This window comes from Janthinobacterium sp. PSPC3-1 (assembly GCF_049896105.1).
In the GTDB taxonomy this organism is placed as follows: domain Bacteria; phylum Pseudomonadota; class Gammaproteobacteria; order Burkholderiales; family Burkholderiaceae_D; genus Janthinobacterium.
The window spans coordinates 1-25,292 of sequence record NZ_JAFCTQ010000016.1 but is presented as its reverse complement, the minus strand read 5'-3'; the positions used below and the strand labels follow the sequence as shown (position 1 = coordinate 25,292).

The 25,292-nt window shown below is 60.6% G+C and carries 23 protein-coding genes, 1 tRNA gene and 1 pseudogene; 14 read left to right on the top strand and 11 right to left on the bottom strand.

Annotation, left to right across the window (positions count from 1 at the left end; all coding sequences use genetic code 11):
- Positions 1–51 precede the first annotated feature (51 nt).
- Complete coding sequence (locus ACP7B7_RS17395; protein ID WP_426077456.1) at positions 52–2,313, bottom strand: putative bifunctional diguanylate cyclase/phosphodiesterase; 2,262 nt, start codon at positions 2,311–2,313, stop codon at positions 52–54.
- Between the two features lie 285 nt (positions 2,314–2,598).
- Here ACP7B7_RS17395 and aroC point away from each other — a divergent pair, with 285 nt between their 5' ends.
- Entirely contained in the window at positions 2,599–3,693 is a 1,095-nt protein-coding gene (aroC, locus tag ACP7B7_RS17390; RefSeq protein ID WP_308921547.1) for a chorismate synthase, read from the top strand.
- 199 nt (positions 3,694–3,892) lie between these two features.
- Here aroC and ACP7B7_RS17385 read toward each other — a convergent pair whose 3' ends face one another.
- Positions 3,893–5,389 (bottom strand): HDOD domain-containing protein, encoded by a 1,497-nt coding sequence (locus ACP7B7_RS17385; protein WP_308921546.1) that lies wholly within the window; start codon positions 5,387–5,389, stop codon positions 3,893–3,895.
- The gene (locus ACP7B7_RS17380) at positions 5,386–7,125 is read right to left on the bottom strand and encodes a putative bifunctional diguanylate cyclase/phosphodiesterase (RefSeq protein WP_426077455.1); all 1,740 of its coding nucleotides are present in this window, start codon (positions 7,123–7,125) and stop codon (positions 5,386–5,388) included. Before ACP7B7_RS17380 ends, ACP7B7_RS17385 begins: the two co-directional genes overlap by 4 nt.
- Before the next feature lie 383 nt (positions 7,126–7,508).
- Here ACP7B7_RS17380 and ACP7B7_RS17375 point away from each other — a divergent pair, with 383 nt between their 5' ends.
- The 4 genes from ACP7B7_RS17375 (at position 7,509) to ACP7B7_RS17360 (ending at position 10,902) form a co-directional block, all read left to right on the top strand.
- Positions 7,509–9,209, top strand: a complete 1,701-nt coding sequence (locus ACP7B7_RS17375; protein WP_426077454.1) for an isovaleryl-CoA dehydrogenase — start codon at positions 7,509–7,511, stop codon at positions 9,207–9,209.
- 144 nt (positions 9,210–9,353) lie between these two features.
- On the top strand, positions 9,354–10,004 hold the full coding sequence (gene upp / locus ACP7B7_RS17370; protein ID WP_308921543.1) for a uracil phosphoribosyltransferase: 651 nt from the start codon (positions 9,354–9,356) through the stop codon (positions 10,002–10,004).
- 22 nt (positions 10,005–10,026) lie between these two features.
- Entirely contained in the window at positions 10,027–10,389 is a 363-nt protein-coding gene (locus ACP7B7_RS17365; RefSeq protein WP_308921542.1) for an Hpt domain-containing protein, read from the top strand.
- 309 nt (positions 10,390–10,698) lie between these two features.
- Positions 10,699–10,902 (top strand): cold-shock protein, encoded by a 204-nt coding sequence (locus ACP7B7_RS17360; RefSeq protein WP_010398811.1) that lies wholly within the window; start codon positions 10,699–10,701, stop codon positions 10,900–10,902.
- A 182-nt stretch (positions 10,903–11,084) separates the two neighbouring features.
- Here the strand turns inward: ACP7B7_RS17360 and ACP7B7_RS17355 are convergent.
- Positions 11,085–11,987 (bottom strand): annotated as a pseudogene (locus ACP7B7_RS17355) (LysR family transcriptional regulator); the annotation flags it as partial.
- Positions 11,988–12,159: 172 nt separating this feature from the next.
- Here ACP7B7_RS17355 and aceB point away from each other — a divergent pair.
- On the top strand, positions 12,160–13,758 hold the full coding sequence (gene aceB / locus ACP7B7_RS17350) for a malate synthase A (protein ID WP_426077453.1): 1,599 nt from the start codon (positions 12,160–12,162) through the stop codon (positions 13,756–13,758).
- A gap of 71 nt (positions 13,759–13,829) precedes the next feature.
- On the opposite strand, the gene gloB is transcribed toward aceB, so the two are convergent.
- Positions 13,830–14,639, bottom strand: coding sequence for a hydroxyacylglutathione hydrolase (gloB, locus tag ACP7B7_RS17345; RefSeq protein WP_308921539.1), 810 nt, complete (start codon positions 14,637–14,639; stop codon positions 13,830–13,832).
- A 19-nt stretch (positions 14,640–14,658) separates the two neighbouring features.
- Here gloB and ACP7B7_RS17340 point away from each other — a divergent pair, with 19 nt between their 5' ends.
- The 5 genes from ACP7B7_RS17340 to ACP7B7_RS17320 all read left to right on the top strand — a co-directional run bounded on the left by ACP7B7_RS17340 (position 14,659) and on the right by ACP7B7_RS17320 (position 17,357).
- Complete coding sequence (locus ACP7B7_RS17340) at positions 14,659–15,435, top strand: class I SAM-dependent methyltransferase (protein ID WP_308921538.1); 777 nt, start codon at positions 14,659–14,661, stop codon at positions 15,433–15,435.
- Positions 15,428–15,865, top strand: coding sequence for a ribonuclease HI (rnhA, locus tag ACP7B7_RS17335; protein ID WP_308921537.1), 438 nt, complete (start codon positions 15,428–15,430; stop codon positions 15,863–15,865). Before ACP7B7_RS17340 ends, rnhA begins: the two co-directional genes overlap by 8 nt.
- A 101-nt stretch (positions 15,866–15,966) precedes the next feature.
- Positions 15,967–16,680, top strand: a complete 714-nt coding sequence (dnaQ, locus tag ACP7B7_RS17330; RefSeq protein WP_308921536.1) for a DNA polymerase III subunit epsilon — start codon at positions 15,967–15,969, stop codon at positions 16,678–16,680.
- A gap of 83 nt (positions 16,681–16,763) precedes the next feature.
- Positions 16,764–16,838: transfer RNA gene (locus ACP7B7_RS17325), tRNA-Val, on the top strand.
- Between the two features lie 228 nt (positions 16,839–17,066).
- Positions 17,067–17,357 (top strand): hypothetical protein, encoded by a 291-nt coding sequence (locus tag ACP7B7_RS17320; RefSeq protein ID WP_426077452.1) that lies wholly within the window; start codon positions 17,067–17,069, stop codon positions 17,355–17,357.
- 495 nt (positions 17,358–17,852) lie between these two features.
- On the opposite strand, the gene ACP7B7_RS17315 is transcribed toward ACP7B7_RS17320, so the two are convergent.
- A complete protein-coding gene (locus tag ACP7B7_RS17315) occupies positions 17,853–19,088 on the bottom strand; it encodes an Arm DNA-binding domain-containing protein (protein ID WP_426077451.1) in 1,236 nt (411 codons plus the stop codon).
- Positions 19,058–19,264, bottom strand: a complete 207-nt coding sequence (locus ACP7B7_RS17310; protein WP_426077450.1) for a hypothetical protein — start codon at positions 19,262–19,264, stop codon at positions 19,058–19,060. Before ACP7B7_RS17310 ends, ACP7B7_RS17315 begins: the two co-directional genes overlap by 31 nt.
- A 318-nt stretch (positions 19,265–19,582) precedes the next feature.
- Here ACP7B7_RS17310 and kleE point away from each other — a divergent pair, with 318 nt between their 5' ends.
- Together kleE and ACP7B7_RS17300 are read left to right on the top strand one after the other, a co-directional pair.
- A complete protein-coding gene (kleE, locus tag ACP7B7_RS17305) occupies positions 19,583–19,888 on the top strand; it encodes a KleE stable inheritance protein (RefSeq protein WP_426077449.1) in 306 nt (101 codons plus the stop codon).
- Positions 19,885–20,796, top strand: a complete 912-nt coding sequence (locus ACP7B7_RS17300) for a ParB/RepB/Spo0J family partition protein (RefSeq protein ID WP_426077448.1) — start codon at positions 19,885–19,887, stop codon at positions 20,794–20,796. Before kleE ends, ACP7B7_RS17300 begins: the two co-directional genes overlap by 4 nt.
- Before the next feature lie 68 nt (positions 20,797–20,864).
- On the opposite strand, the gene ACP7B7_RS17295 is transcribed toward ACP7B7_RS17300, so the two are convergent.
- On the bottom strand, positions 20,865–21,665 hold the full coding sequence (locus ACP7B7_RS17295; protein ID WP_426077447.1) for a DUF6036 family nucleotidyltransferase: 801 nt from the start codon (positions 21,663–21,665) through the stop codon (positions 20,865–20,867).
- On the bottom strand, positions 21,662–22,273 hold the full coding sequence (locus ACP7B7_RS17290; RefSeq protein ID WP_426077446.1) for a hypothetical protein: 612 nt from the start codon (positions 22,271–22,273) through the stop codon (positions 21,662–21,664). Before ACP7B7_RS17290 ends, ACP7B7_RS17295 begins: the two co-directional genes overlap by 4 nt.
- Positions 22,274–22,276: 3 nt before the next feature.
- Between ACP7B7_RS17290 and ACP7B7_RS17285 the strand changes: the two genes are divergently transcribed.
- Positions 22,277–22,741, top strand: a complete 465-nt coding sequence (locus tag ACP7B7_RS17285) for a hypothetical protein (RefSeq protein WP_426077445.1) — start codon at positions 22,277–22,279, stop codon at positions 22,739–22,741.
- A gap of 110 nt (positions 22,742–22,851) precedes the next feature.
- Here ACP7B7_RS17285 and ACP7B7_RS17280 read toward each other — a convergent pair whose 3' ends face one another.
- Entirely contained in the window at positions 22,852–24,858 is a 2,007-nt protein-coding gene (locus ACP7B7_RS17280) for a DUF262 domain-containing protein (protein ID WP_426077444.1), read from the bottom strand.
- Positions 24,851–25,292, bottom strand: a 442-nt coding sequence (locus ACP7B7_RS17275; RefSeq protein WP_426077443.1) for a hypothetical protein, incomplete at its 5' end; no start/stop codon positions are given. The genes ACP7B7_RS17275 and ACP7B7_RS17280, both read right to left, overlap by 8 nt.

Genomic DNA, 25,292 nt, shown 5'->3' with positions numbered 1-25,292 from the left:
AGCATGAAAAACGCCGGCATTGCCGGCGTTGTCGTTTGGAAAGTAATCTCGTCAGGCCGCGCCCTGCATCGCTTCATCGCTGAGCCAGCTGGCCAGCGCATCGGCCGTCATCGGCCGGGCGAACAAAAAGCCCTGCGCGATCGGGCAGCCGAGCGACTGCAGAATCTGCGCCTGGCGCTCGTCTTCCACGCCTTCGGCGATCACCGCCAGGCCCAGGTTGCGGCCCAGCTGTATCACCATCTCGGCGATGCTGCTGCCGCGTGCCGAGCCGGTGATTTCCGTGACGAACGCGCGGTCGATCTTCAGCCGGTCCACCTGCAGCCGCTGCAGGTAGGAGAGGGAGGAAAAACCGGTGCCGAAGTCATCGATGGCGATGCTCACGCCGGTCTGCTTGATCTGCCACAGCATCTTGATCAACAGGTCCGGTTCTTCCATGGCCATCGATTCGGTGATTTCCAGTTCGACGAATTCGGGCGGCGCCTGCGTGTCTTCCAGTGCCTGGCGCAGCATCTCGAGGAACAGCGGATGGCGGAACTGCACCTGCGACACATTGACCGACATGACGAAATTGCGGTGGCCCAGTTCGCGCAGCCGCACCAGTTCGCGGCAGGCCGTGCGCAGCACCCATTCGCCGAGGTCGATGATGATGCCCGAATATTCGGCGATCGGGATGAAGCGGTCGGGCGAGATGAACTTGCCGTCCGGCGTCTGCCAGCGCAGCAGCGCTTCGGCGCCCACCGGGCGGCGCGTCGACAGGTCGATCTGCGGCTGGTAGACGACAAACAGCTGGCCTTGCGCAAAGCCGGTGCGCAGCGCATGCATCATGCGCACGCGCTCGCGGATCTCGATGCCCATGCTGCGCGAAAAATAGAAGTGGCCGGCGCGCTGCTGGGTCTTGGCGCGTTTCAGTGCGATGTCGGCGTCCTTCAGCGCGTCGGCGCCGGTGCCCGCATGCTCGCCCAGGCGCACCAGGCCCAGGGTGGCCGACAATTGCACGTCCTGGCCGTCGATGCTGAACGGCGTCTGGAACAGGGCCAGGATCTGGGCCGGATTGACTTGTGACGCGTCACCGAGCACGCAAAAGATATCGCCGCCCAGGCGCGCCACCGTCAGTTGCGAGCCCAGCTGGGTTTGCAGCCGGCCCGCCACGGCGAGCAGCAGCAGGTCGCCGAACTTGTGGCCCAGCGCATCATTGGTTTCGGCGAAATGGTCGAGGTCGACCAGGCACAGCGTGGCGTCGTCGCGGGCCGGGCCGGCCAGCGCCGCGTCGAGGATTTCCACCAGGCGCGTGCGGTTCGGCAACTTCGACAACTGGTCATAAAACGCCGCATTATGCAGGTGGCTGACCAGCTCCACATTGTCCAGGCCGACGGCGACATTGCTGCAAAATACTTCGAGCAGGCCTTCCTCGATGGCGGTCAAGGGGCGCGGCAGCAGCAGGTAGGCGGCCGAATCGCGGCTGGACTTGCCGGCGAAATACAAGGTGGCGTAATCGTGCGCATACACATTGCGCCGCTGCGCCAGCGCGTGTTCGATGGCGGCGGCGATGCGCGGATTGTCCACGCTGCACAGGGCGCCGTGCGCCACGCCCGAAAAGCAGCCGGCATGGGCGCACACCAGCAGGCTGCGCTTGCCCTTGTCGTTGACTTCCTGGGTGCACAGCACGCCGTCGGCGCGGATATGCAGCAGGTCGGCCACCTGTGCCAGCACGCCGGCCGAGAAATTCTGCACGCCGTGCAGCGCCATCAGCTGGGTGCTGGCGTGGACGATGCGGTCCAGGCCGCGCCGGCTGTTGCTGATGGAGCGGATCTGCTCGTATGAGCGGATGGCCGCCGTGACGGTGGTAAACAACTTGATGCGGGTCAGCTCGGACTTGGTCTTGTAGTCGTTGATGTCGAAATCGCGGATGGCGTCGATTTCCGGCGCATAGCCGGGCTGGCCGGTGCGCAGGATGATGCGCACATCGCTCATCTTCAGCGTTTCGCGGATATAGCGCACCAGGTGCAGGCCGGCGTCGTCCTGTTCCATCACCACGTCGAGCAGGATGACGGCGATATCGCTTTCATGCTTGAGCAATTCGCGCGCCTGGCCGGCCGAATAGGCGTGCACGAACTCGAGCGGACGGTGCTGCATCTCCAGGTTGCCGAGGGCAAAGGTGGTGGTGGAATGGACGTCTTCATCGTCGTCGATGATCATCACCCGCCACACGCTGCGCGCACTGGTACTGGCCGGCGCGGCAGGCTGCTCATCAAGGAATACCAGGTCGTCGTGATCGTCCTTGTCGGCATCAAGGGGAGTGATCGGTGCGGGCATGTAGTTAACTTCTCCAGAGCTCAGTAAGGTAGGCATATCGGCAAACACAGGGCACGACATCGAAGGCCGACCATTTTTCCAACTGTCTTGATCCAAGTATATAGCGATTTAACAAGGCAAAAGTTTTTTTTAGGATTATTCATTGCAGCAATATTTGCAGCTTTGCATGATTGTAACTGTTGCTCCACATTTTCTGCCGAAACTTTGTGGCGGCCAACCGCAGGAGGGGTAGGGCGGGGCATGGGCTGGTAGAATGGCGTTTTCCAGTCTTTCATATTCCCTACTATGTCCGGCAACTCTTTTGGCAAGCTGTTTACTGTTACCACTTTCGGCGAATCGCATGGTCCGGCCATCGGCTGCGTGATCGATGGCTGTCCGCCCGGGCTGGTGTTGTCCGAAGCCGATATCCAGCCCGAGCTGGACCGCCGCAAGCCTGGCACCTCGCGCCACGTGACGCAGCGCCAGGAATCGGATACGGTGGAAATTTTATCGGGCGTCTACCAGGGCGTGACCACCGGCACGCCGATCGCTTTGCTGATCCGCAATGAAGACCAGCGCAGCAAGGACTACGGCAATATCGCCGAGAGTTTCCGCCCCGGCCACGCCGACTATACCTACTGGCACAAATACGGCGTACGCGACCCGCGCGGTGGCGGCCGTTCGTCGGCGCGCCTGACGGCGCCGGTGGTGGGCGCGGCGGCGATCGCCAAGAAATGGCTGCTGCAGCAGTACGGCACCACGTTCAAGGGCTGCATGAGCCAGCTGGGCGACATTCCCGTGCCGTTCCGGTCCTGGGAACACGTGCACGGCAATCCCTTCTTTGCCGCCAGCGACGACGCCGCGCTGATCGCCAGCATGGAAGAGGCGATGGACCAGCTGCGCCGCGACGGCGACTCCATCGGCGCCCGCATCGACGTGATCGCGCAGAACGTGCCGGTGGGCCTGGGCCAGCCGATCTACGACAAGCTCGATGCCGACATCGCCTACGCGATGATGGGCATCAATGCGGTCAAGGGCGTGGAAATCGGCGCCGGTTTCGATTCGGTGGCGCAAAAGGGCTCGGAGCATGGCGACGAACTGACGCCGGAAGGCTTTGTCGGCAATAACGCCGGCGGCGTGCTGGGGGGGATTTCGACCGGGCAGGATATCAGTGTCTCGATCGCCATCAAGCCAACCTCGTCTATCCGCACCCCGCGCCGCTCGATCGATAAAGAGGGCAACCCGGTGATGGTGGAAACCTTTGGCCGCCACGACCCCTGCGTGGGCATCCGCGCCACGCCGATCGCCGAAGCGATGCTGGCGCTGGTGCTGATCGATCATGCGCTGATGCATCGGGCGCAGTGCGGTGATGTGGCTGTTTCGACGCCGAAATTGAAGTAAACGGGCCTGAGAAAATGCCGATGGCGGCGTTGCAGCTCCTTGTCGTACATGCGTACTGCCTGCGTCGCTGCGCCTTGCCCTCGACATTTTTCAGGCCCGCTTGGCCCGGTGCGCCTTTGCGGACGTATGGGCTTTAATACGTCTTGCCGCTGTGCTTGTGGCGCATGGCCCCGGCATTTCGCCGTCGGGGGGTAAAATCTTACGCTACTTTATTCGTCACCAATTCCAGCTGGTGCCGCATCTCCACCGACTGCACCAGCAACGCCCGGATATCGTTGATCAGGTTGAATTCCGTCTGGTTCAGCTGGATCGGCGGGAAGCTGTCGTCCCAGTCGCCGTATAAAAATCCCGTCGGGTGGCCGTTTGCCGACAGTGGCAGCACCACGAAGCTGCGCGCGTCCGACAGGGTCGACTTCCACCATTGCGGCAGCTTGGCGGCGAATTTCGGGTCGCGCGCGTTGTCGATGAAGATCACGCGGTCGCTATTGAGCGCCGCATGGAACACGTTCGGCTCGTAGGCGTCGCCGAACACCATCAGGTCCTGCAGCGCGGCCGCGCCTTCGCCCATGCAAATGCGTGCCGAGTACAGATGTTCCTTGTGGTTGCGCACAAAGGCCACCGAGCGCGAAAAATCAAAGCCCTGGTGCAGGGTTTCCAGCGCCATCGAGACCATCTGGCCCGGATTGGCGGTGCCGATGGCGCCACGCAGGTCCAGCAGGCCGCTGGTCAGGATGCGGTTGCCTTCGGCGCGCAAGCGGGTCGACGCCAGCTGGCGCGCGCGCCGCTCCATCGGTTTCGACAGCGGCGCGATGGTGAGATCGGCAGCCGCCATGACCTTGGCTTTTTCCACAGCTTCCACCACCGCTTCAGGCTGCATGCCCAGCATGCCGGCGTAGTTGCCGATCAGCGCATGGACTTCGGCCGCGCCGTTGGCGTCGTCGTGCCACAGCGAATCGGCGCAGCGCGCCGCCATGGTCGACAGGCCGGCCATCCAGTCGGCACCGCTGACGACCTCATCGGGCTGCATCGGCGCCAGCGGGCGCATGCCGTCGATCAGGTGCTGCGGCAGGCCCCAGTGGGCGGCCGTGGCATAACCCACTTCGGGCAGGCTCAGGCCGAGGATTTCCGGCGCCGCCGCCGCTTCGTTGCCGGGTCCGCCATGCGCCTGCAGCCGCGCCCAATAGTCGGTCATGTAGAAGGTGATCATCATGCGGCCCAGCGTATGCAGCATCGAACACACCACGGCCTGTTCGGCCTGCAGGCTGCCGGCGCTGGTGGCCACTTGCTGGGCCACCATGCCGGCCAGGACCGCTTTTTCCATCTCGACGTGGGCGCTGACCGAATCCGGCGTCGCCTGCGACAATTCCTCGATCAGTTTCAGGCCCAGCGCCAGGTGGCCGATGGCGTCCAGGCCCAGCACCAGCACCGCTTTCGACACCGTGTTGACGCGCTGGCCGAAGGCCGAGTACATGCCGCTGTTGGCCAGGCGCAGCACCTTGTGCGTCAGGACCGGGTCCGACAGCACGGTTTGCGTCATGTCGAAGGCGTGATCGTCCTCGCCGCGCATGGCGCCCAGTATGGCGCTGATGGCCTTGGCAAAGCCGGGCATGTCGCCCTGCTGGCGCGTGCGCGACCACAGCAGTTCCAGGGTGTTCCTGCCGAGCTGGGTCGGCGCCGTATAGTGGCCAGGATTCATTGCACACCTCCGCGCGGTTGATTGGCAGGCGGCGCAGTCACCAGCGCCGCATAGGTTTTTTCGCTCAAGGCCGAGAGCGCCGCGTGGGCGGGCATGGGTTTGCCGGTCAGGTAGCCCTGCACATATCGGCAGCCGCGTGATTCGATGAAATGCATTTGTTCTTCAGTTTCCACGCCTTCCGCCACCACCGACAGGTTCAGGTGCTTGGCCAGGTCGAGAATGGTGTTGCAGATGGCGGCGTCCTTGCTCGATTCGGGCAAGTCCTTGATGAAAGTACGGTCTATCTTCAGCACCGAGATGGGAAAGCGCTTCAGGTAGGCCAGCGAGGAGTAGCCGGTGCCGAAGTCGTCGATGGCGATGCGCGCGCGGCGCTCCGTCATCTTGACCAGGATGGCTTCGGCGTGCACCGGGTCGATCATCAGCGTGCCTTCGGTAATTTCCAGCACCAGGTTTTCGCCGGACAGGCCGGAAAACGCCAGCGCATCGTCGAGCACGTCGAGGAATTTATCGTTGCGGAACTGGCGCGGGCTGATATTGACCGAGATATACAGGTGGCGCTGCGCCACCTCCTGGAACTGGCGCAGCTGCACGCAGGCCGCTTTCAGCGCCCAGGCGCCCAGCAGGTTGATCAGGCCATTGGCCTCGGCGATCGGGATAAAGCGCACCGGCGGCACCAGGCCCAGGGTCGGGTGCTTCCAGCGCATCAGCGTTTCGAATCCCTGGATCTGGCGCGTGCGCGCGTCGACGATGGGCTGGTAATACAGCAGAAATTCGCCTTCGCGCACGGCCTGGAACATCGCCGCCTCGAGCGAGATATCGTGTTCGGAGGGGCCGTTCAGGCGCGGGCTGTAGATCAGGCAGCGCGCCTTGCCGGTTTCCTTGGCGCGCGACATGGCCGCGTCGGCCAGCGCCACCAGCCGCACTTCGTCTTCCGCATGCAGCGGATAAATCGACACGCCGATCGAGGCGCCCACGTAGATCTTGTGGCCATCGACTTCGAACGGCGCCTGCAGGGTGGCCAGCAAGCGGCCCGTGACCAGCTTGATCTGCGCATCGGTGGCGCTGCCGGGCAGCACGGCGACGAATTCATCGCCGCCGGCGCGCGCCAGGGTATCGCTGTCGCGCAAGGTCTTGCGCAGGCGGGCGGCGGCCAGGCGCAGCACGGCGTCGCCGACCGGGTGGCCCAGGCCGTCATTGACTTTCTTGAAGCCGTCGAGGCCGATGGTGGCCACCGAAAAGCCCTGGCCCGAGCGTGCCGCCTGGGCGATCACCATGCGGATGCGGTCCGACAGCAGCAGCCGGTTCGGCAGCCCCGTCAGGGCATCGTGGGTGGCCATATGGCGCAGCCGCTCTTCCGTATTGTGCTGGGCCGAGGTGTCGCGCCCGACTACCAGCAACTCGGCCACGCCGGCCTGGTTGGCGTAGGAAGACAAGCGCAGCTCGAACCAGATTTCCTGTTCCGGCGTTTGCAGCCGTACTTCCAGACGGCCCGGTACTTCGAGCGCATCCTGCAGCGCCGCCTGCAGCGCGGCGCGCGAGGCTTCGGCCGCCAGCGGCAGCAGCAAATGGCCGACCAGGCCGGCAGGTGCGCCGAACAGGGTGGCGGCGCGCTTGCTGGCAAACAGGATCACGCCGTCCGCATCGAGCCGGAACACGATATCGCCGGCCTCTTCCATGAGGTTGTCCAGCTCGTGGCGTGTCTCGCGGTGGGCGGCGGATGGGGTACTGGAAAACATCGTGCTGGCTTTACCTTTATCAGTGCTGCCGCCCAACTATGCGCATGGCGGCGAGCAAAATCATTGCGCATGGCGCGCCGCCTCATGGGCAACACGCCTGGTAAAGGGAATCAGCTTGACAGGACGGCAATAAATCGCCTGACCTTCTCGCTGGAACCCGATTTATAGGGAATGTATCATTGAAAACCAGGCAAAAACATGAAATTGAGCAACATTCCTTCAAGTAATAGAAAGAGTGTTGTTCATCCTGAATCGCAGGGACGTACCGGCGTCACGCTTGCCGGGGCCCTGCCTTTGCGCTAGTCTCGCAGGTAGGCTGGCACTATTGCGTGCCGCCTGCCAGACCAGTCCGCCATGATAGCAAACCGCGATGGGGAACCGCCATGAATGCTTGTCATCTGCCAGAAAATACGCATGAAGTGTTCAACCAGGCCACGCCTTTCGAGGGCATCAACCTGTTTGCCTGCGATCCGGCGCTGCAGGAAGCGGTGCGGCGCGAAGGCGGCGAGGCGGCATCTGGCGGGCTCGATATGCTGGGCGAGCGGCTGGGCAGTGCCGAGCTGATCGCGCTGGCGCGGCTGGCCAATGCGCATGGGCCGCAACTGCGTCAGTTCGACCGCGGCGGGCGGCGCATCGACGAAGTGGAATTCCACCCGGCCTGGCATGACCTGATGGAAGTGCTGGTCAGCGCGGGACTGCACGCGGCGCCGTGGTCGGGCGCCGGGACCGGGACCGGGACCCATGTGGCGCGCGCCGCCGCCTATATATTAGTAGGGCAGCTGGAAAACGGTGCGCAATGCCCGGTCACGATGACGTTTGCGTCGGTGCCGGCGCTGCGCCAGGCAACGGGCTTGCCGCAGATCATGGCGCGCTGGCTGCCGAAAATCCTTTCCCGCGACTACGATCCCCGTTCCCTGCCGGTCGAGCGGAAACGCGGCGCGCTGATCGGCATGGGCATGACGGAAAAGCAGGGCGGCTCCGACGTGCGCAGCAATACCACGCGCGCCGAGGCGCTGCCCTTGGCCGAGGCGCAAGCGCTGTTCGGCGACGAGGCGCCCAACGCTTGCCGCATCGTCGGCCATAAATGGTTTTTCTCGGCGCCGCAAAGCGATGCCCATCTGATCCTGGCGCAGGAGGGCGCTGCGGGCCTGTCGTGCTTTTTCCTGCCGCGCTACTTGCCTGACGGCAGCCGCAACGCGATCCGCGTGCAGCGCCTGAAAGACAAGCTGGGCAACCGTTCAAACGCCTCGGCCGAAGTGGAGTTTGCCGGCGCCTATGGCTGGCGGGTGGGCGAGGCGGGCAGGGGCATACCGACCATCATCGAGATGGCCAGTCATACGCGGCTCGATTGCGTGCTGGGCACGACCGGCATCATGCGCGCCGCCATGAGCCAGGCGCTGCACCACGCGCGCCAGCGCATGGCCTTCGGCAAGGTGCTGGCCGAACAACCGTTGATGCAGAACGTGCTGGCCGACCTGGCGCTGGAATCGGAAGCGGCCACCGTGTTCGCCATGCGCCTGGCGCGCTGTTTCGATGAAAAAGAAGACGAGGGGCAGGCCGCGCTGGCGCGCGTGCTGACGCCGGCCGGCAAATACTGGATCTGCAAGCGCGGGCCCGGCTTTGGCGCGGAGGCGATGGAAGTGCTGGGCGGCACCGGCTATGTGGAGGAAACGCCGCTGGCGCGCCTGTACCGCGAATTGCCCGTCAACTCGATCTGGGAAGGATCGGGCAATGTGATGTGCCTGGACGTGCTGCGCGCGCTGGCTCGCTCGCCGGCCGCGCGCACGGCGCTGGCGGCGGAACTGGCGCTGGCCGGCGATGCGGATGCGGTCTTCGTTGCCTATCGTGCGCAATTGCTGCAGGCGCTGGAACAGGGAGATACCGATGAGTTCGGCGCACGGGGGCTGGCCGAGCGCATCGTGCTGGCGGTGCAGGCGGCCTTGCTGCTGCGCCACGCGCCCGGCTTTGTGGCCACGGCGTTTGTTGCCTCGCGGCTGGCCCACGCGCCGGGCGGCGCCTATGGACGCTTGCCCGCCGGCACCGATTGCACGGCCATCCTGGCGCGCGCCTTGCGCGAATCGTGAATATTACTTGTTGTAATTATTTCGTAAATTCCAGCCACAGCAACGCTTGAGGCTGGGATAATGCGGTCATACACCACCAATCGATAGCTATGCGCAGGCCAGGCCCCTTGCCGCCGCGCCGCGCTTGACGAAAGACACAAGCACATGAAACAAGATCCACGCTTTCCCAATCTGTTCATCACCGATCACCCGCTGATCCAGCACAAGCTGAGCCATATGCGCGAGCACGACACGTCGACGCGCACCTTCCGCGAATTGCTCAAGGAAATCACCTTGCTGATGGGCTATGAAATCACGCGCGACCTGCCGCTGACCACGCGCGAAATCACGACGCCGCTGGTGACGATCGCCGCGCCCGTGATCGCCGGCAAGAAACTGGCCATCGTGCCCATCCTGCGCGCCGGCATCGGCATGAGCGACGGCTTGCTGAACCTGGTGCCATCGGCGCGGGTCGGCCATATCGGCGTGTACCGCGATCCGGCCACCCACATGCCGGTGGAATACCTGGTGCGCCTGCCGGACCCGAGCGAGCGTACCTTCATCCTGTGCGACCCGATGGTTGCCACCGGCAACTCGGCCGTGTACGCCGTCGACGTGCTGAAGAAGCGTGGCGTCTCCGACGAGCAGATCATCTTCCTGGCGCTGGTGGCCGCACCGGAAGGCGTGACCGTGTTCCAGAACGCCCATCCGAACGTCAAGATGTTTGCCGCCGCGCTCGATTCGCACCTGAACGAGCATGCCTATATCGTGCCGGGCCTGGGCGACGCCGGTGACCGTATCTTCGGCACCAAATAATTCACTCACGGGTATCACCAACATGGCAACCTTGATCGACCCCGATTTCCGCGCCCGCTTGCGCGCCCTGAATGACAAATATGCGGCCAGCGTGCCGGCGCTGATGCAGGCGATCGCCGCCGCCCAGGCGCGCTGCGACAGCGAAGGGCCGCGCCTGGAGCCGCTGACCGCCTTGCACCATGCCTTGCACGCGGTGGCCGGTTCGGCTGCCACCTTCGGCTTTGCCACCCTGGGCCAGGAATGCCGGCGCCTGGAACAGCTGGCGCGCCAGTTGTTGAACGAGCCGGGCAATGTGCTGGCGGAGTGGCCATTGCTGAGCACGCAGGTCGGCGCCTTGCTGCGCTGGGCCGCGAGGGACCCGGCCGCCACGCATTTCACGGCCTGAATGACAATGTTCGAGAAGCGTGGTTCAAATGATATATTTGATACAACGCAAAGCGTATGCGGCTCGGATTAGGATATAGTGTCTCCATACCGCTGCTTCAGCGGTGCCGCAAGACCGGGATTTTGGCTGTTTTGACTATGAAAGTAGGCCTCGCAAGTTTATTTTGCGAAAAAATGGTTTTTCCCGGTTTTGTTGGTATAATTGGGCATCGTTGGATTCGAGGTAGTAGTGCAGTTTGTCTGTCATTTCTTTCTTGCTTCAAACGATATAACGGGCGCAAGCCCAACTTAACTGAAATAGGAAATTGTAATGGCAACTGGCATCGTAAAATGGTTCAATGATTCGAAGGGTTTCGGCTTTATTACCCCTGACGAAGGCGGCGAAGATCTGTTCGCTCACTTCTCGGCTATCCAGTCGAACGGCTTCAAGTCCCTGCAAGAGAACCAACGCGTTTCTTTTGAAGTGACCGCTGGCCCTAAAGGCAAGCAAGCTTCGAACATTCAGCCAATCTAATACGCTGGATCAAACGAAATAAAGAAATCCTCGGTCTCCGAGGATTTTTTTTCGCCTGAATTTCCGTGAAGTACGATTTTTGCGAGTGTCGTGGGCTGCGCCGCACTTTCGGCGCGTTTATGCTTCACTGCAGGCCGCCTATGCCGACGCGCAGCAGGTTTGGTCCGACGTCCGCAGATAGCCCGTTCGCGCCAGTATTCGGGCTGCGAATAGCTATGCCGCAAAAAATCCACAAACGCCCGTATGCGCAAGGGCAGATGGCGCCGCTGCGCAAACACCGCATAAATATCGTTGCCGGGCGCGGCAAACTGGTCGAGCATGGTCACCAGTTGCCCCGATTCTATCTCCGCCCCCACTTCCCACATCGAGCGCCAGGCCAGCCCCTTGCCGGCCAGCGCCCAGTCGTGCAGCACTTCGCCGTCGTTGCATACCATATTGCCGGCCACTTTCAAGGTCACGTTCTTGCCGTTTTCACGAAAAGTCCAGCCGCGCTGGCTGCCTTCGCCGCTGATCGCCAGGCAATTGTGTTTGATCAGGTCGCTCGGCACCCGTGGCGTGCCGGACCGCTTGAGGTAAGAGGGCGCGCCCACCACCACGCGGTGATTGTCGGCCAGCTTGGTGCTGACCAGGGAAGAATCGGACAGGCTGGCGATGCGGATCGCCACGTCGATGCCTTCGCCGATCAGGTCGACCAGGCGGTCGTTCAGGTTGAGCGCCACCGTCACGTCGCGGTGCTCGGCGACAAACGAAGGGATCAGCGGCGCCACATGCTGGCGGCCAAAGCCGGCCGGCGCGGAAATCAAGAGGTGGCCGCTGGCCTTCACGCTGCGCTCGGCCACCGCCAGTTCCGCCTCTTCCAGCTCGGCCAGAATCCGCTGGCAGTCTTCCAGAAAGGCCGCGCCTTCATTGGTCAGGGCCAGCTTGCGCGTGGTGCGCTGCAGCAGCTTGACGCCCAGGCGCTGTTCAAGCGCATCGAGCCGGCGTCCTATCATGGCCGGCGCAATGCCCTCGGCACGCGCGGCGGCCGACAGGCTGCCCTTGGCGACCACTTCCACAAAAGTGGAGATTTGCCTGAACTGTCCCATGATGCCCTTTCACTTGTGACAAAAACGCATGGATGAAGTGATTTTTAATCTCGTTTCCATGCCTAATAGTGAATATACTATACAACAACAGCACGCGAAACGACCGTGCCGCAACATCGCTACCGCTTATACTTTGCCTGCCAGATTACCCTTACTTATAACGGAGAACATCATGACGCAATCCCCCATCGCTTTGCCGGAAGGCATGCAAATCACGGGCGAGATCCAGCTTGGTTACGAACAGATCCTGACGCCCGCGGCGCTGGCGCTGGTGGCCAAGCTGACACGCGCATTCGAGCCGCGCCGCCAGGAATTGCTGGCCGTGCGTGTCGAGCGCGCCAGGCGCCTCGATGCGGGCGAGCGTCCTGATTTCCTGCCAGAAACCGCGCATATCCGCGACGGCGACTGGAAAATTGCACCGATTCCGAAGGCGCTGGAATGCCGCCGCGTGGAAATCACCGGTCCGGTCGAGCGCAAGATGGTGATCAACGCCTTCAATTCGGGCGCCGACAGCTACATGACCGACTTCGAAGACTCGAACACGCCGAACTGGGACAACCAGCTGACGGGCCAGATCAATATGTTCGACGCCGTGCGCAAGACCATCTCGCTGGAGCAGAACGGCAAGTCGTACAAGCTCAACGACAAGATCGCCACCCTGGTGGTGCGTCCGCGCGGCTGGCACCTCGATGAGAAACACGTGCTGGTCGACGGCAAGCGCATTTCGGGCGGTATTTTCGATTTCGCCCTGTTCATGTTCCATAACGCCAAGGAACAGCTGGCGCGCGGCGCCGGCCCGTATTTCTATCTGCCGAAAATGGAATCGCACCTGGAAGCACGCCTGTGGAACGATATTTTCGTCATGACGCAAAATGAGCTGGGCCTGCCGCAAGGCACCATCAAGGCCACCGTGCTGATCGAAACCATCCTGGCCGCCTTCGAGATGGATGAAATCCTGTATGAACTGAAAGAACACAGCTCGGGCCTGAACGCGGGCCGCTGGGATTACATCTTCTCGTGCATCAAGAAATTCAAGCTCGACAAGGACTTCTGCCTGGCCGACCGCGCCAAGGTCACCATGACGGCGCCCTTCATGCGCGCCTACGCCTTGCTGCTGCTGAAAACCTGCCACAAACGGGGTGCGCCGGCGATCGGCGGCATGGCAGCCTTGATCCCGATCAAGAACGATCCGGAAAAGAACGATGTCGCCATGGGCGGCGTGCGCAACGACAAGGCGCGTGACGCCACCGATGGCTATGACGGCGGCTGGGTCGCCCATCCGGGCCTGGTGGAACTGGCCATGGGCGAGTTCACGAAAGTGCTGGGCGACAAGCCGAACCAGATCGACAAGCAGCGCCCCGACATCGACGTCAAGGCGGCCGACCTGCTGAACTTCCAGCCGGAAGCGCCGATCACGGAAGCGGGCTTGCGCTACAACATCAATGTCGGCATCCACTACCTGGGCAGCTGGCTGGCCGGCAACGGCTGCGTGCCGATCCACAACCTGATGGAAGACGCGGCCACCGCCGAGATCAGCCGCTCGCAAGTGTGGCAGTGGATCCGTTCCAGCAAGGGTGTGCTGGAAGACGGCCGCAAGGTCACCGCCGAGATGGTGCGCGCCATGATCCCGGAAGAGCTGGCCAAGGTGCAGCGCGATGCGCCGGGCGGCGACGGCCCGACCTATGTCCGCGCCGGCCAGATTTTCGAGGAAATGTCGACCTCGGAATCGTTTGCCGAATTTCTGACCTTGCCGCTGTACGAAGAAATCTGATTTTTACCGTACTGCGCATGAAAAAATCCCGGCATGCCGGGATTTTTTACGTGCGCAGATGTCGCGGCAACTTAAAAATTGTTTTTCCACATGCGCAGCGCCGCAAACGCTTCCACCGGCGACGCGTCATTGCCCAGCTTGCCGGCCACTTTCAGGCTGCTCAGGATGGCCGGCTCGCGATAGCGCAAAAAGGGATTGGTGGCTTTTTCCAGGCCCACGGTCGACGGCACGGTCGGCAAGCCCTGCTGGCGCTTTTCCGTATCGATGGCCACCCGTTCCTGCAGCGCCAGGTTGCCAGGCTCGACCGCGCTGGCAAAGCGCAGATTGGACAGGGTATACTCGTGGGCACAATACACCAGCGTATCGTCGGGCAGGGCGGCCAGCTTGCCCAGGGAGTCGGCCATCTGGCCCGGCGTGCCTTCGAACAGGCGGCCGCAACCGCCGGCAAACAGGGTGTCGCCGGAGAACAGCCACGGTGCGCCATTGGCCTCGCCGCGCTGGCGCACATAGGCGATATGGCCCTTGGTATGGCCGGGCACGTCGATCACGGTCAGCTGCAGGCCCAATGCGGCGACAAGGGCGACATCGTTTTCGGCCAGCGGTTCCGTGATGGCTGTGATAGCCTCGTTGCGCGGACCGAAGACGGGAACGGCGAAATGCTGTAACAATTCAGGCACGCCACCGGTGTGGTCGGCATGGTGATGCGTCAGTAGAATGGCGCACAGCGTCAGCCCATGCGCGGCGAGCGCGGCTAGGACGGGTTTGGCGTCGCCGGGGTCGACCACGGCGGCTTGCTTGCCGTCATGGATCAGCCACAGGTAATTGTCGTTAAAGGCGGGCACGGCAAGTACCGATAAAGCGTGTTCAGGGGAATTGGTCATGTGTAAGAGAGAAAACTGAATGGACAGTGCGGCATCCGAAAAATCCATTATAGCGCTTGACGGCTGGTTGCAGACGCCGGCCGGCCTGTATGTGCGTCAATGGGAACAGCAATGCCTGGACAGCCTGACGGTCGATATCTTCGGCTTTAACGCCGTGCAGCTGGGCCTGCCCCAGTTCGACGCGCTGGCCGCCAGCCGCATGCCCAACAAATGGCAGATCGATGCGCGCCTGCCGGCCAGCCAGCCGCAGGGCAGCGCGCTCAAGCTGGTCTCCGCGTTTGACGAATTGCCCTTCGATTCGCACAGCCTGGACCTGGTGGTGTTGCCGCATGTGCTCGAATTCGCCGCCGAGCCGCACCAGGTGCTGCGCGAAGTCGAGCGGGTGCTGATCCCTGAAGGCCAGCTGATCATTTGCGGCTTCAATCCGGCCAGCCTGTGGGGCGCGCGCCAGGGGTTGGCCCGCATCACCGGCCGGCATTACCTGCCCAGGGCAGGCGAGCTGATCTCGATGCCGCGCATGAAGGACTGGCTGAAATTGCTGAACATGGGCGTCAGTCGCAGCCATTTCGGCTGCTACGCGCCCGCCTGCAAGACCGATAAATGGCTGCGCCGCCACGCCTACATGGACAAGGCTGGCGCGCGCTGGTGGCCATATCTGGGCGCAGTGTATATAGTGCAGGCCATCAAGCGCGTCAAAGGGATGCGTTTGATCGGTCCGGCGTGGACCAAGAAACCGGCGACGGCGCCCGCAGGCGCACCGGTTACCAATAAAAGGCGGGAACAGGAACATGGATAAGGTAGAGATTTACGCCGATGGCGCATGCAAGGGCAACCCCGGCACGGGCGGCTGGGGCGCGCTGATGGTGGCCGATGGCGCGAAGAAGGAAATTTACGGCGGCGAGCTGAACACGACCAACAACCGCATGGAATTGCAGGCCGTGATCGAAGCCCTGACGGCGCTCAAGCGGCCCTGCCAGGTGGTACTGTACACCGACAGCCAGTACGTGCAAAAGGGCATCAGCGAGTGGATCCACGGCTGGAAGGCGCGCGGCTGGAAGACGGCGGCCAAGGCGCCGGTCAAAAATGTCGACCTGTGGCAGGCGCTCGATGCGGCCCAGGCCGTGCACCAGGTGGAATGGCGCTGGGTACGCGGCCACAACGGCCATCCGGGCAACGAGCGGGCCGACCAACTGGCCAACCTGGGCGTGGAAACCGTGCGCGCATAAGTTCGCGCCAGCGTTGTCGCCAGCCGGCTACAGGCCGTAAATGAAGGACGCAGGTTTGCTATACTGCGTCCTTCGCTTTTTTGCTTTTATGTGAGTGCCTCATGCGTCAAATTGTTCTCGATACTGAAACCACCGGCCTGAACCCGCGCACGGGCGACCGCATCCTGGAGATCGGTGCGGTCGAGCTGAACAACCGCATGCTGACCGGGAATAATTTTCACCACTACATCAATCCCGAGCGCGATTCGGAAGAGGGCGCGCTGGCCGTCCACGGCCTGACCACCGAGTTCCTTAGCGACAAGCCGAAATTTGCCGAAATCGCCGACGAGTTCCGCGCCTATATCGCCGGCGCCGAACTGATCATCCATAACGCCCCGTTCGACATCGGCTTCCTGAACGCCGAATTCAAGCGCCTGAAGCTGCCGCCCGTGCACGAACAGGTGCATGGCGTGATCGACACCCTGGTGCAAGCGAAAGAAATGCACCCCGGCAAGCGCAACTCGCTCGACGCCCTGTGCGACCGCTACGGCGTCTCGAACGCCCACCGCAAGCTGCACGGCGCGCTGCTCGACTCGGAATTGCTGGCCGACGTGTACCTGGCCATGACCCGCGGCCAGAACAGCCTCAGCATGGAAGAAGAAGTGGCCGCCCCCGTCGACGGCGCCATCCTGGAAATCGTGCCGCTGGCCGAAGTCATCTTCCAGAGCGCCAGCGCCGACGAGCTCGCCGCCCACGAAGCCACCATCGCCGGCCTCGACAAGACCGTCAAAGGCCAGTGCATCTGGACCGCCGTCAGCACCCCGGCCGCTGCCTGATCAATAAAAGCAGGGCCGGAGCAAATTTCTTGCCCCAGCCCTTGCAGATGGCGCAATACGTATGCGATAATTCGCCTCGCTTCGGGAGGTTAGCTCAGGGGTAGAGCACTGCATTCACACTGCAGGGGTCGCAAGTTCGAAACTTGCACTTCCCACCAAAATTTTCGTTTGTATTCAATGACTTAAGATTATGCATCTTGTCGCAATACAAACTTGGGGCAAACTTGGGGCAATGGGATTTTAATCCACTGTCCAGCCGCAACGATACGGCCGCTTCCTGCGGCCGTTTTTACATCAAAGTTGCTTAGCATGCGTGCCAGATCTCCATCTGGCCATATGGGCAACAAACCCATACACTAGCCCTTTCGTCCTTTGCAGACTTGCTATTGGCCGCCGCAAAAATTGGTTACGATAAAGGGATTAAAATGTTTTGGGTAATTTTTGCTGTAATTTTTATTGTCGCAATTTTAATATTTCAAGCGAACGATAGGAAGAAGAATCCCCAAAAGTGGGCTGATATAGACGAAGCGGAACTGCTTAGAAAGAAGCGCAAACAAGAGCGCGAGTATCAGGAGGCCATGAAGAGGGTAGCTCCGAGTGTATGGATGCGGATGAGCAAGCATGAAAAAGCTGACGTTTTAGCCAAGCGGGAGAAGGCCGCAAGAGAGAGGCCATAATTACCAGTAACGACTTCTCGTCGGAGCGAGGCGATCTTGTGTCTGCCCCTTGAGTAATACAGATTAGATGGGATCGAACCTACGTTGACGCTGCAGGCCAGCCAGTACTGGCTGGCGGCAAGCACGCGCGGCGAAACTTGTCTTATAGCGGCAAGTTGGGCTGCGAACTTCATTTTCTGTTGGGCCAGCGTGGACTTTCTTTAGTAGCATGGATTACGGGCACACAGGTTCGTATTTATGACTGCTTGTGTCGCTTGTAGAGTCGACCCCGCTGATAAATGGCTGCCTGGCTGGGCGCATAGGCAGCCAGGTGAACTCAGTGCCGAACGAGCCAATACAGCAAGAGCGCACAGCAACTGGTTGCGCCGTCATTGCATACCTCCTCGCTTCTGCAGCATCCCTATCCGTCATGAGGTGGTCAATTAGCAAGCGCTTTTTTCCTTTGCCCACGCACATTTCGGTTTGAGTTACGCAGCGACGTTTTGCTAGTCGCTTTTAGTCATACTTCGGGAATTCCCCCTTTCGCAGCGGGTTTGTCTGCGCATACAGGCGCAGCAGCCGTTCCCTGCGTCCATGGTCCAGTCCCGCAGCGATCCATTTGCCGTAAGTGCGCACGATCATGGTCGTATCCGCATGGCCCATTTGCGTTGCAACATATAGCGGCGGCGCACCGAGCATGAGCAAGTTGGAGGCGAAGGTGTGGCGCGTCTGGTAAGGGTTGCGAAAGCGCACGCCGCTGGCCTCGATGATGCGCTTCCAGCGGTTGTAGATGGGCTTGTCGCCCTGCCACGGTTTGCCGCTGCGCGAGTGCAGGAACACCGTGCCGGCGCCCGCGCCCGTCAACACATGCTGCGCCTGCAACGCGGCCAGTGCACCGCTGCGCAGGTCGATCGTGCGCAGGCCGTTTAGTGTCTTGGCGCGGTCCTTCAATTCGCCGTCGACGAATGCTCCGGCCACGCTGACCTGATGGCGGCCCTCGTCCACGGCTGGCCATTGCAGTGCAATATATTCGGATGGTCGCATGCCGGTGCAAAAGGCAAACAGCAGCATGTTGCGCTCGTCGTCGCGCTCGCAGGCATTCAGGATGCATTCCATCTCATCGATATTGAAGGGATCGGCCTTGAACTTGCTGACGCGCTGGTCGCGGGGCAGCAGTTTGCCCAGCTTGATGCTATCAAAGGGATTGGACTCCAGGTCGCCTTCCGTTACGCCCAGTTCGATGGCGTTGCGCATCGGGGTCAGGATCAGCTGGATGGTCTTGCTCTTGCCGTTCAAGCCCATGATCCACTTACGCAGGTCGCGTGTCGTCAGTTCGGCGGCCGGCTTGTCTGCCCATTGCGGAAACAGATGGTTCTTCGCCACCTGCTGGTAGCAGTTAAAGCTCGACAGTTCCAGGTTGCGCTCGGCGATTTGCAAATAATCGCGCAGCAAGTCGCCGACCAGTACCACCGGACGGGCGGTCGCGGCAGCCTGCGCGTCGGCTTGCTCCTGTTTCAGTCGCTTGGCGGTGAGCGAATCGGGAAAGAACTCCTCATACACAAAGGTGCCGTGTGCGATGGCGATCACCACTGTGCCCTGCAGGCGCTTGGCGTACGCGATATTGTTACGGGTATGGTCCAGCTTCAGCGGCTCGCGGCAGCGTTTGCCCTGGTACTGGAACACGATGCGTATTGTTTCCGAGCGCGCGCCCTTGCGCAGTTCTATGCCCGTACCGCTGTTCTTTGCCCCCATGTCTCCACCCATTTTTCCGCTGCGGCGAGATTGACCCACAGCATTTCATCGACCACCTTGCACTGCACGCCGTCGCACCATTTGCCAGACCGCCGCCGTGCGTGCACGGATGCCGCCGAGTCGCCGGTGAGTTCGGCGTACTTCTTGATTTTGACCCACGTCACGGGATGTTCCATTTCAGCCTCCATCGTCCGGTGTGCCGCGCCAGCGCTGCACGATCATTATTTCGAATTCCTGAGCTTAGTATCCGACGCCAGGAACGGTGATTCAACCGGATTTCCCATGCGATGCCGACTGGATCAACATGGCGCGCATGCTTTCGTGCCTCGGACCATGACAAAGCGCTCAAATTGACTTTAGCTGCTAAAAAATTACGCCAACTGCGCAACTTGAGTTTGTTTTGGATCAAAGACGCTAACAACTGACGGGGCGACGATGGAAATGTTGGCGTACCAGCTGCACAGTGCAGCAGGCCAGACGCGAAAGTGTAGAACATGGCTAAGATCATTCAGTTTCCATCCGCTCCTGGCAAGGAGAAATCGAAGCCAGTGCAGATTTTTGCACCACCGCCGCCGCCGGCACGGCCTGGTCTGCGGAAAATCCTGTGGCTCATCGTCGTGCTGTGTTGGCCGGCGCTGCGCTTCATCATGGCGTGCGACGTGTTGTTCCAGCTGCTGCGCACATTGGTGCTGTGGGATACGCCCGGTACGCGTGCCGGCTTGGCGTTGCTGCTGCACTTTGCCGTCTTTTGCTACCTGACCTGGTTCGTCGCGTATGGCGATCCGAATGCGCCACGATGAAAAAGATTGGTGCGCAGCCGAAAGAGGGTGTGGACCCCACGCCGGAAGGACGGCCGCTGGCGCTTCCGCTCGACCATATCGAAGAAGATCCCGGGCAACCGCGCTCGGCCGCGAGTCCTGGCTTTACGGCGCACAGCCTGGCCGAACTCGCTGCCTCGATTCGCCTGCGCGGCATCAAGACGCCGATCTCCGTGCGCCACCATCCCGACAGGCCCGGGCGCTACATCATCAACCATGGCGCGCGCCGCTACCGTGCCTCGCGGCTGGCGCAACTGGCGACCATTCCCGGCTTCATTGACGACGACTATAGCGCGACCGACCAGGTGGTGGAAAACCTGCAGCGCAACGATCTGACGGCGCGGGAAATCGCCAACTACATCGGCCGCGAACTGTCGAAGGGGCTCAAGCGCGGGCAGATCGCCAGCAATATCAGCAAGTCGCCTGCCTTCGTCACGCAGCACGCGGCCCTGCTGGACTTGCCCGAGCCGATCGCCCTGGCGTTTAACCAGGGCAGAGTGCGCGACGTGACCACCGTCAATGAACTGGTGACCGCCTACAAGGCGCAGCCAGGCGCGGTGGCGGCCTGGCTGGGCGAGGGCGAGCCGGAAATCACGCGCGGCGCAGTCAAGCTGCTACGTGCCTTCCTGGGCGAGAAATTTGGGCAAGGAGAGCCCCTTGCGGTGGAAGAGGGCAGTGCAGGGCCCGCGCCGCAGGAAGCCGCCACGCTGAATGCCGCTGCCGTCGAGACTGGCCACCGCCGCTGGCGCTGTGGCGGTGTCGTGGTACTGCACCAGCAGCGCGAGTGTATCCTGTTGCTCGGGCGCCGTCCCGGTGGGGAGGGCGGGCATGGATACGCCACGAGGATGGCGTCGAAGTCGAAATTGCGCTGGCCGAGGTTCAACCGCTAAGGTTGCTAGGTGCTGGCGAATGCGAGCAGCAGTTACCGCTGTGACCAGCTTGGTGCAACTCTTTTTGACTACGAAATGTCCGGCTTGCTCGAAGCTTTTGTTTCCTGTTCCTGACTGCCATGAATAACAACCTGAGCTTTTCCACCTTTATAGTTCACCGTGCACAAGTCTCCCTGGGTCGGCAGGGGCGGTGTAAGCTGCCTGACGTGGTGTAGCACGTATTCGTCACCGATCGTCAGTTGCTGTATCACTGTGTCCGATAGGCCAACAATATAGCCCGTGTATGTGCCGTTCGCTATGTTGATGCGGGTGCGTTGATCTTCAGGTACCTCCGCAAAAAGCCGTTCTATGCGCTCAATGATGCGTTTCGAGAACCCCAAATCATCGACGGGATTTGGGACCGTGGCGGCCAGCTGTATGACCCGCTGATGGTCGACCATGTCGTGTTCGATCATGGTTTTTACAAATTCAATATCTTTGTCCCGGTGCGCGGCCACTTTGGAGACAAAAAGATCCTCCGGATTCAGGCACAGTCCGGTAACCTTCTGGCCCTTGCTGCTGTGCGTTTCAATGTTGACCAGGCGCCCCATCCACCCTTTCGCCAGCACCGCTGTTTTCTTATCCACCGGGTCAACGTAAATGCCGTGGGTTTCATGGAAAGGACTCAACTCTGCAATAGCTTCCAGCTTCTCCAGCGACGCCTTCGTATTGTCTTTCGCGTAAATATCGGCTTCTACCGACCACAGAAATTCCGCCGGCGCGTGTGGGTACTTGCCAAGGATGGACTGGCTGCCAATCACAATGAATTGGTCTTCGCCGACGATTTCCGCTGACGCACGCAACAAGTGCTTGAGTTGCTCGATATTCAAATGGTCTCCACCTCTGCCTGAGTCAATAGCCCGGCATAAGGGGCGGACTGGCGCAGGCGGTTCGATTTTCCATCCAGACCCAGCATGACGGCCTGGACCTGCTGATCCGTGCCTTGGCTTAGTAGTTGGCGCCACTCGTCGAAAGCGGATACCCATACCCCTTGTCTTTTCCAGCGCTCCATGTTTTCCAGGCTGCGGCTGCGAATGACGGACATCGGAAATTGTGCATGAATGCGCTTGGCCATCATGAGTTTTCGACGGTCTTGCACGTCCTGTTTGTTGGGTGTGAATGAAGGCGCGCCTAATTGCACGGTAATGCCGTTGATCGTCACCTCGCGGCGCGTACGTCGGCCCAGGCGGCGCTGCACCTGTTCGATGCCCTGTTCAACCTCGCGCGAGATAGGGCGCATATACAAACCATATCCAGCCCGCACCACCACTTGCTCACTTTGCAGTTCGCTCAGGGCGCGACTCAACTGTCGGTAGGTACCGCCAAGTTTTGTAAAATCGTCACGTAAGAATACCTCGTGGCGCGACTTTCTGATGGTATTTTTCAGGCGCTCTTTGAGTGTGGTTTCCATCGCTATCACCGTGTCAATATGGGACATGTCATGTCCTATGTTGACACAAGCTATTTTGACAGTCAAGTTTCTACAGCGCATAGAGAACGTGCTATCTGGGGATTGGTTTTGTCACGTTTTCGCCTCCGCGAAAATTGGGATGCGCATTCCAGCCGCGCGCAGACACGCTTGGTCGCTGAGCGACTGGGCGATAGTGCCGGCCACCTTGCAGGCAACCCGCGCGTAACATCGTTTAACAAGGCTACGCTGCGCGTAACCCCTGGCCGCTCGGCTTATCCCGAAAATCTGCGCTCGCCTAAAGGCCGGCTTGAAGTGGTTGTCGTACGGCGGCGCGTGTCGGTGTGGATGGTGACAAGGGCGGTCACAGCATCCGTCAGGCCAAGATCATTGCCCGCCGTCATGCTGTCGACCAGCTCTATATATTTTTTGGACGCGAATCTGTCCGAAAAATGTAGTTTTATATCGGACAAATTCATTGGCTACATCGTTCTATAACGCTCAACTCAATATTCGCCGAAAATTCCGCGTTTTTTAAAACGTGGAATTTCCCATCAGTCAAGGTTGTGACGATGGCAAGTCGCCTCCATCACCATTCGGCATTGACTTCAGGACAGAAAAACATCCTGGACTGCGTTGTCTACGTTGCTCAAGTATTCAATGACGTCAGCTATCATATGCTGACGGTGCGTCGACGCGATAGCGTCGCTCCAGGTCAGATTTTCATAGATCAACGCTAATTTGAGGGAATCGACTCGACTGGCATTGCGTTCGTGGAAGTGGGCTCTTTTTACAAGATAGGGCTTGTTGCCGAACTCGGAATTGATGCTGCGCGAAACCAGGGCCAGGTTGCCAAAGGTGTCCAGCGTGGCCGAATCGACCTTGTTGCTATCAAATGGCTCCGGGTTCTGTGGTGACACGTGCTCCACCGAATTCTTTGCTGTCATCCGGAAGGCTTGCCAAGCTGCGCCTTTCTGCAGGCGGTACTTTTCCCACAGGATGTATTCCAGCTTGTAAAACCAATAGTGTGAGAAACCTGTCCCGTCGGAAGTTCCCAGCACCGCCGGCAGGTCAAGCAAAGGAATATCGCGCAGCCACGGTTGCTGCAGGAACTGCCGGGTGCGCCTGATCAAGGGCGCGTCGCTGCTGGAGCACAGCAGGTGGTTATCCAGGAACTTCAGGTATAGGTGGGCTTGCCCGCCGCCGTGTTTCAACAGATAGTAAATAAAAGGGGTCAGCCAATAGTGCGTGGTCAATTGCTGCGAATGGTAGAGCATGCTTTGCAGCATGGCCATCGCGGTATTCGCCTCCCCGCTGCGGACCAGGCTTTGATAACCATTGCTGGTGTTGATGTACAGGCGGCGGATCGCATGGATGGTATCTTCGTCATCTTCCACCCATTTGATGACATGTCTGTCGAACAGATAACGGCATTGCCAAAGCAGGTCGATGAACTGCTGCACCTCGGTCGCACTCTGCGCCGTATTTGCAGGGACGGCATCCAGCCAATGGGTCTGGAAAATGCTCAGCAATTCCTTGTCGAGCACCTTGCCGATATCGGGCCTGCCGCGCTGCAGCAGAAAGATCCTCAGTACGTGCTGCAAAAGCATAGGGAATGTAATGATGCTGCGCACTGGATCTGCTTCGTAGCTTTCCTCGTTGCGGTTGACAGGCGTGTCCTCAGGCAGTTCGTGGGACTGGCAGAGGATATCCATCAGTGTCAAGGCATGCCCCGTGCGTGCGCGATAGACTTCCGCCAGCGCGGTGCGGACCTGCTCCGGATCGGCGAGCGCTTCCCGGCCTTGGCTTGCCATTTCGTTGTTGAACAGAGGCGCAAGTTTCAGTCCGGTGACCGCGCGCAGATTTTTTTCCACATAGTCGTCCATGTGCGAACAGGCATCCCACAACTGGCCATGGATCTCGCGCTGGCGCTGGTCGGGTACCTGCGCCAGCAGGCGTGCCTTGAGTATCTCATGATGCTGCAGTTGCACGCCGCGATTGTTGATGATCTCAAAAAGCTTGTTGAGGTCGGTTTGCGGCGGCACCGTCGTCAGTACCAGTTGTACCTGATGGTAGATGAATTGGCTCAAGCCGCTCAGGCACACATCGCGATGTGCGTTGAAGTAGGCTTCGATTTCGCTGATCGCATGGCTCAGCGTGCTGGCCGATGGCGTGTCCGGTGTGTCCCGGCCATTGAGAAGCGCATCAAAAAAGGCGCCCACCTCGGGTCGAATGGCGAAGCGGATGCGCGGCACCAGTAGTTCGCCTGCCCGGACATGACGGTAGTTGGCCAGATGATTGATTTCATTTTTGTGGCGCCGGACCGTCAGCCGCTGCAAGGCGATACTCAGCAGCCAGAGCGTGGTGAAGCGCTGCTGTCCATCAATGAGATCATACATGCGGCCCGCGCTACCCGGGCTACCCCCTTGCTCAATGACCAGTGTGCCACCCAGGTAGAACACATCTTTGTTCCCGGCGTAGGCGGCGAGCAAGTCGTCGAGCAGGATCTTGATCTGATCTGCGCCCCAGACGTACAAGCGTTGATAGATGGGGATGTTGAACAGCAAATTTTCCTCCACCACATATTGCAAGGTGATTGGTTGGGATTTATGCATGGTTCTCTTCTTTCGTATCGCCTGCTGCGAGGATGTTGAGATGGAACGGCGTTTTTTTCGGGAGGCCAGCGACGCGGAAATACGCCTGTAGCGCCGCCAGATAGCGTCCCTGCACGCCCTTGCCGATGGTGATGTTTTTGCGGAAGTTGTCGCCGTAACCTCTGCTGCAGTCAAGCTCCGCCAGCAAAAAAGCCAGCACATCGTCTGGCCGGTAGGCACCGGCGATTACGTCGAGCAAGTTGAATTCGGCATCCTTCAAGTATTTCAGCGGCGCTTCCTTGAAGACATATTGCTTTTCCAGCCGTATTGCGCCGAGCGTCAACTCCAGCATATGGGCAAATTCCAGCAGCCGCAGGTTGCTGTGGTCTAATTTGCTCGGACACCTCGATAGGTGGAAAATACACCACCTGAGGAGTTGAACATGACAACAAGAA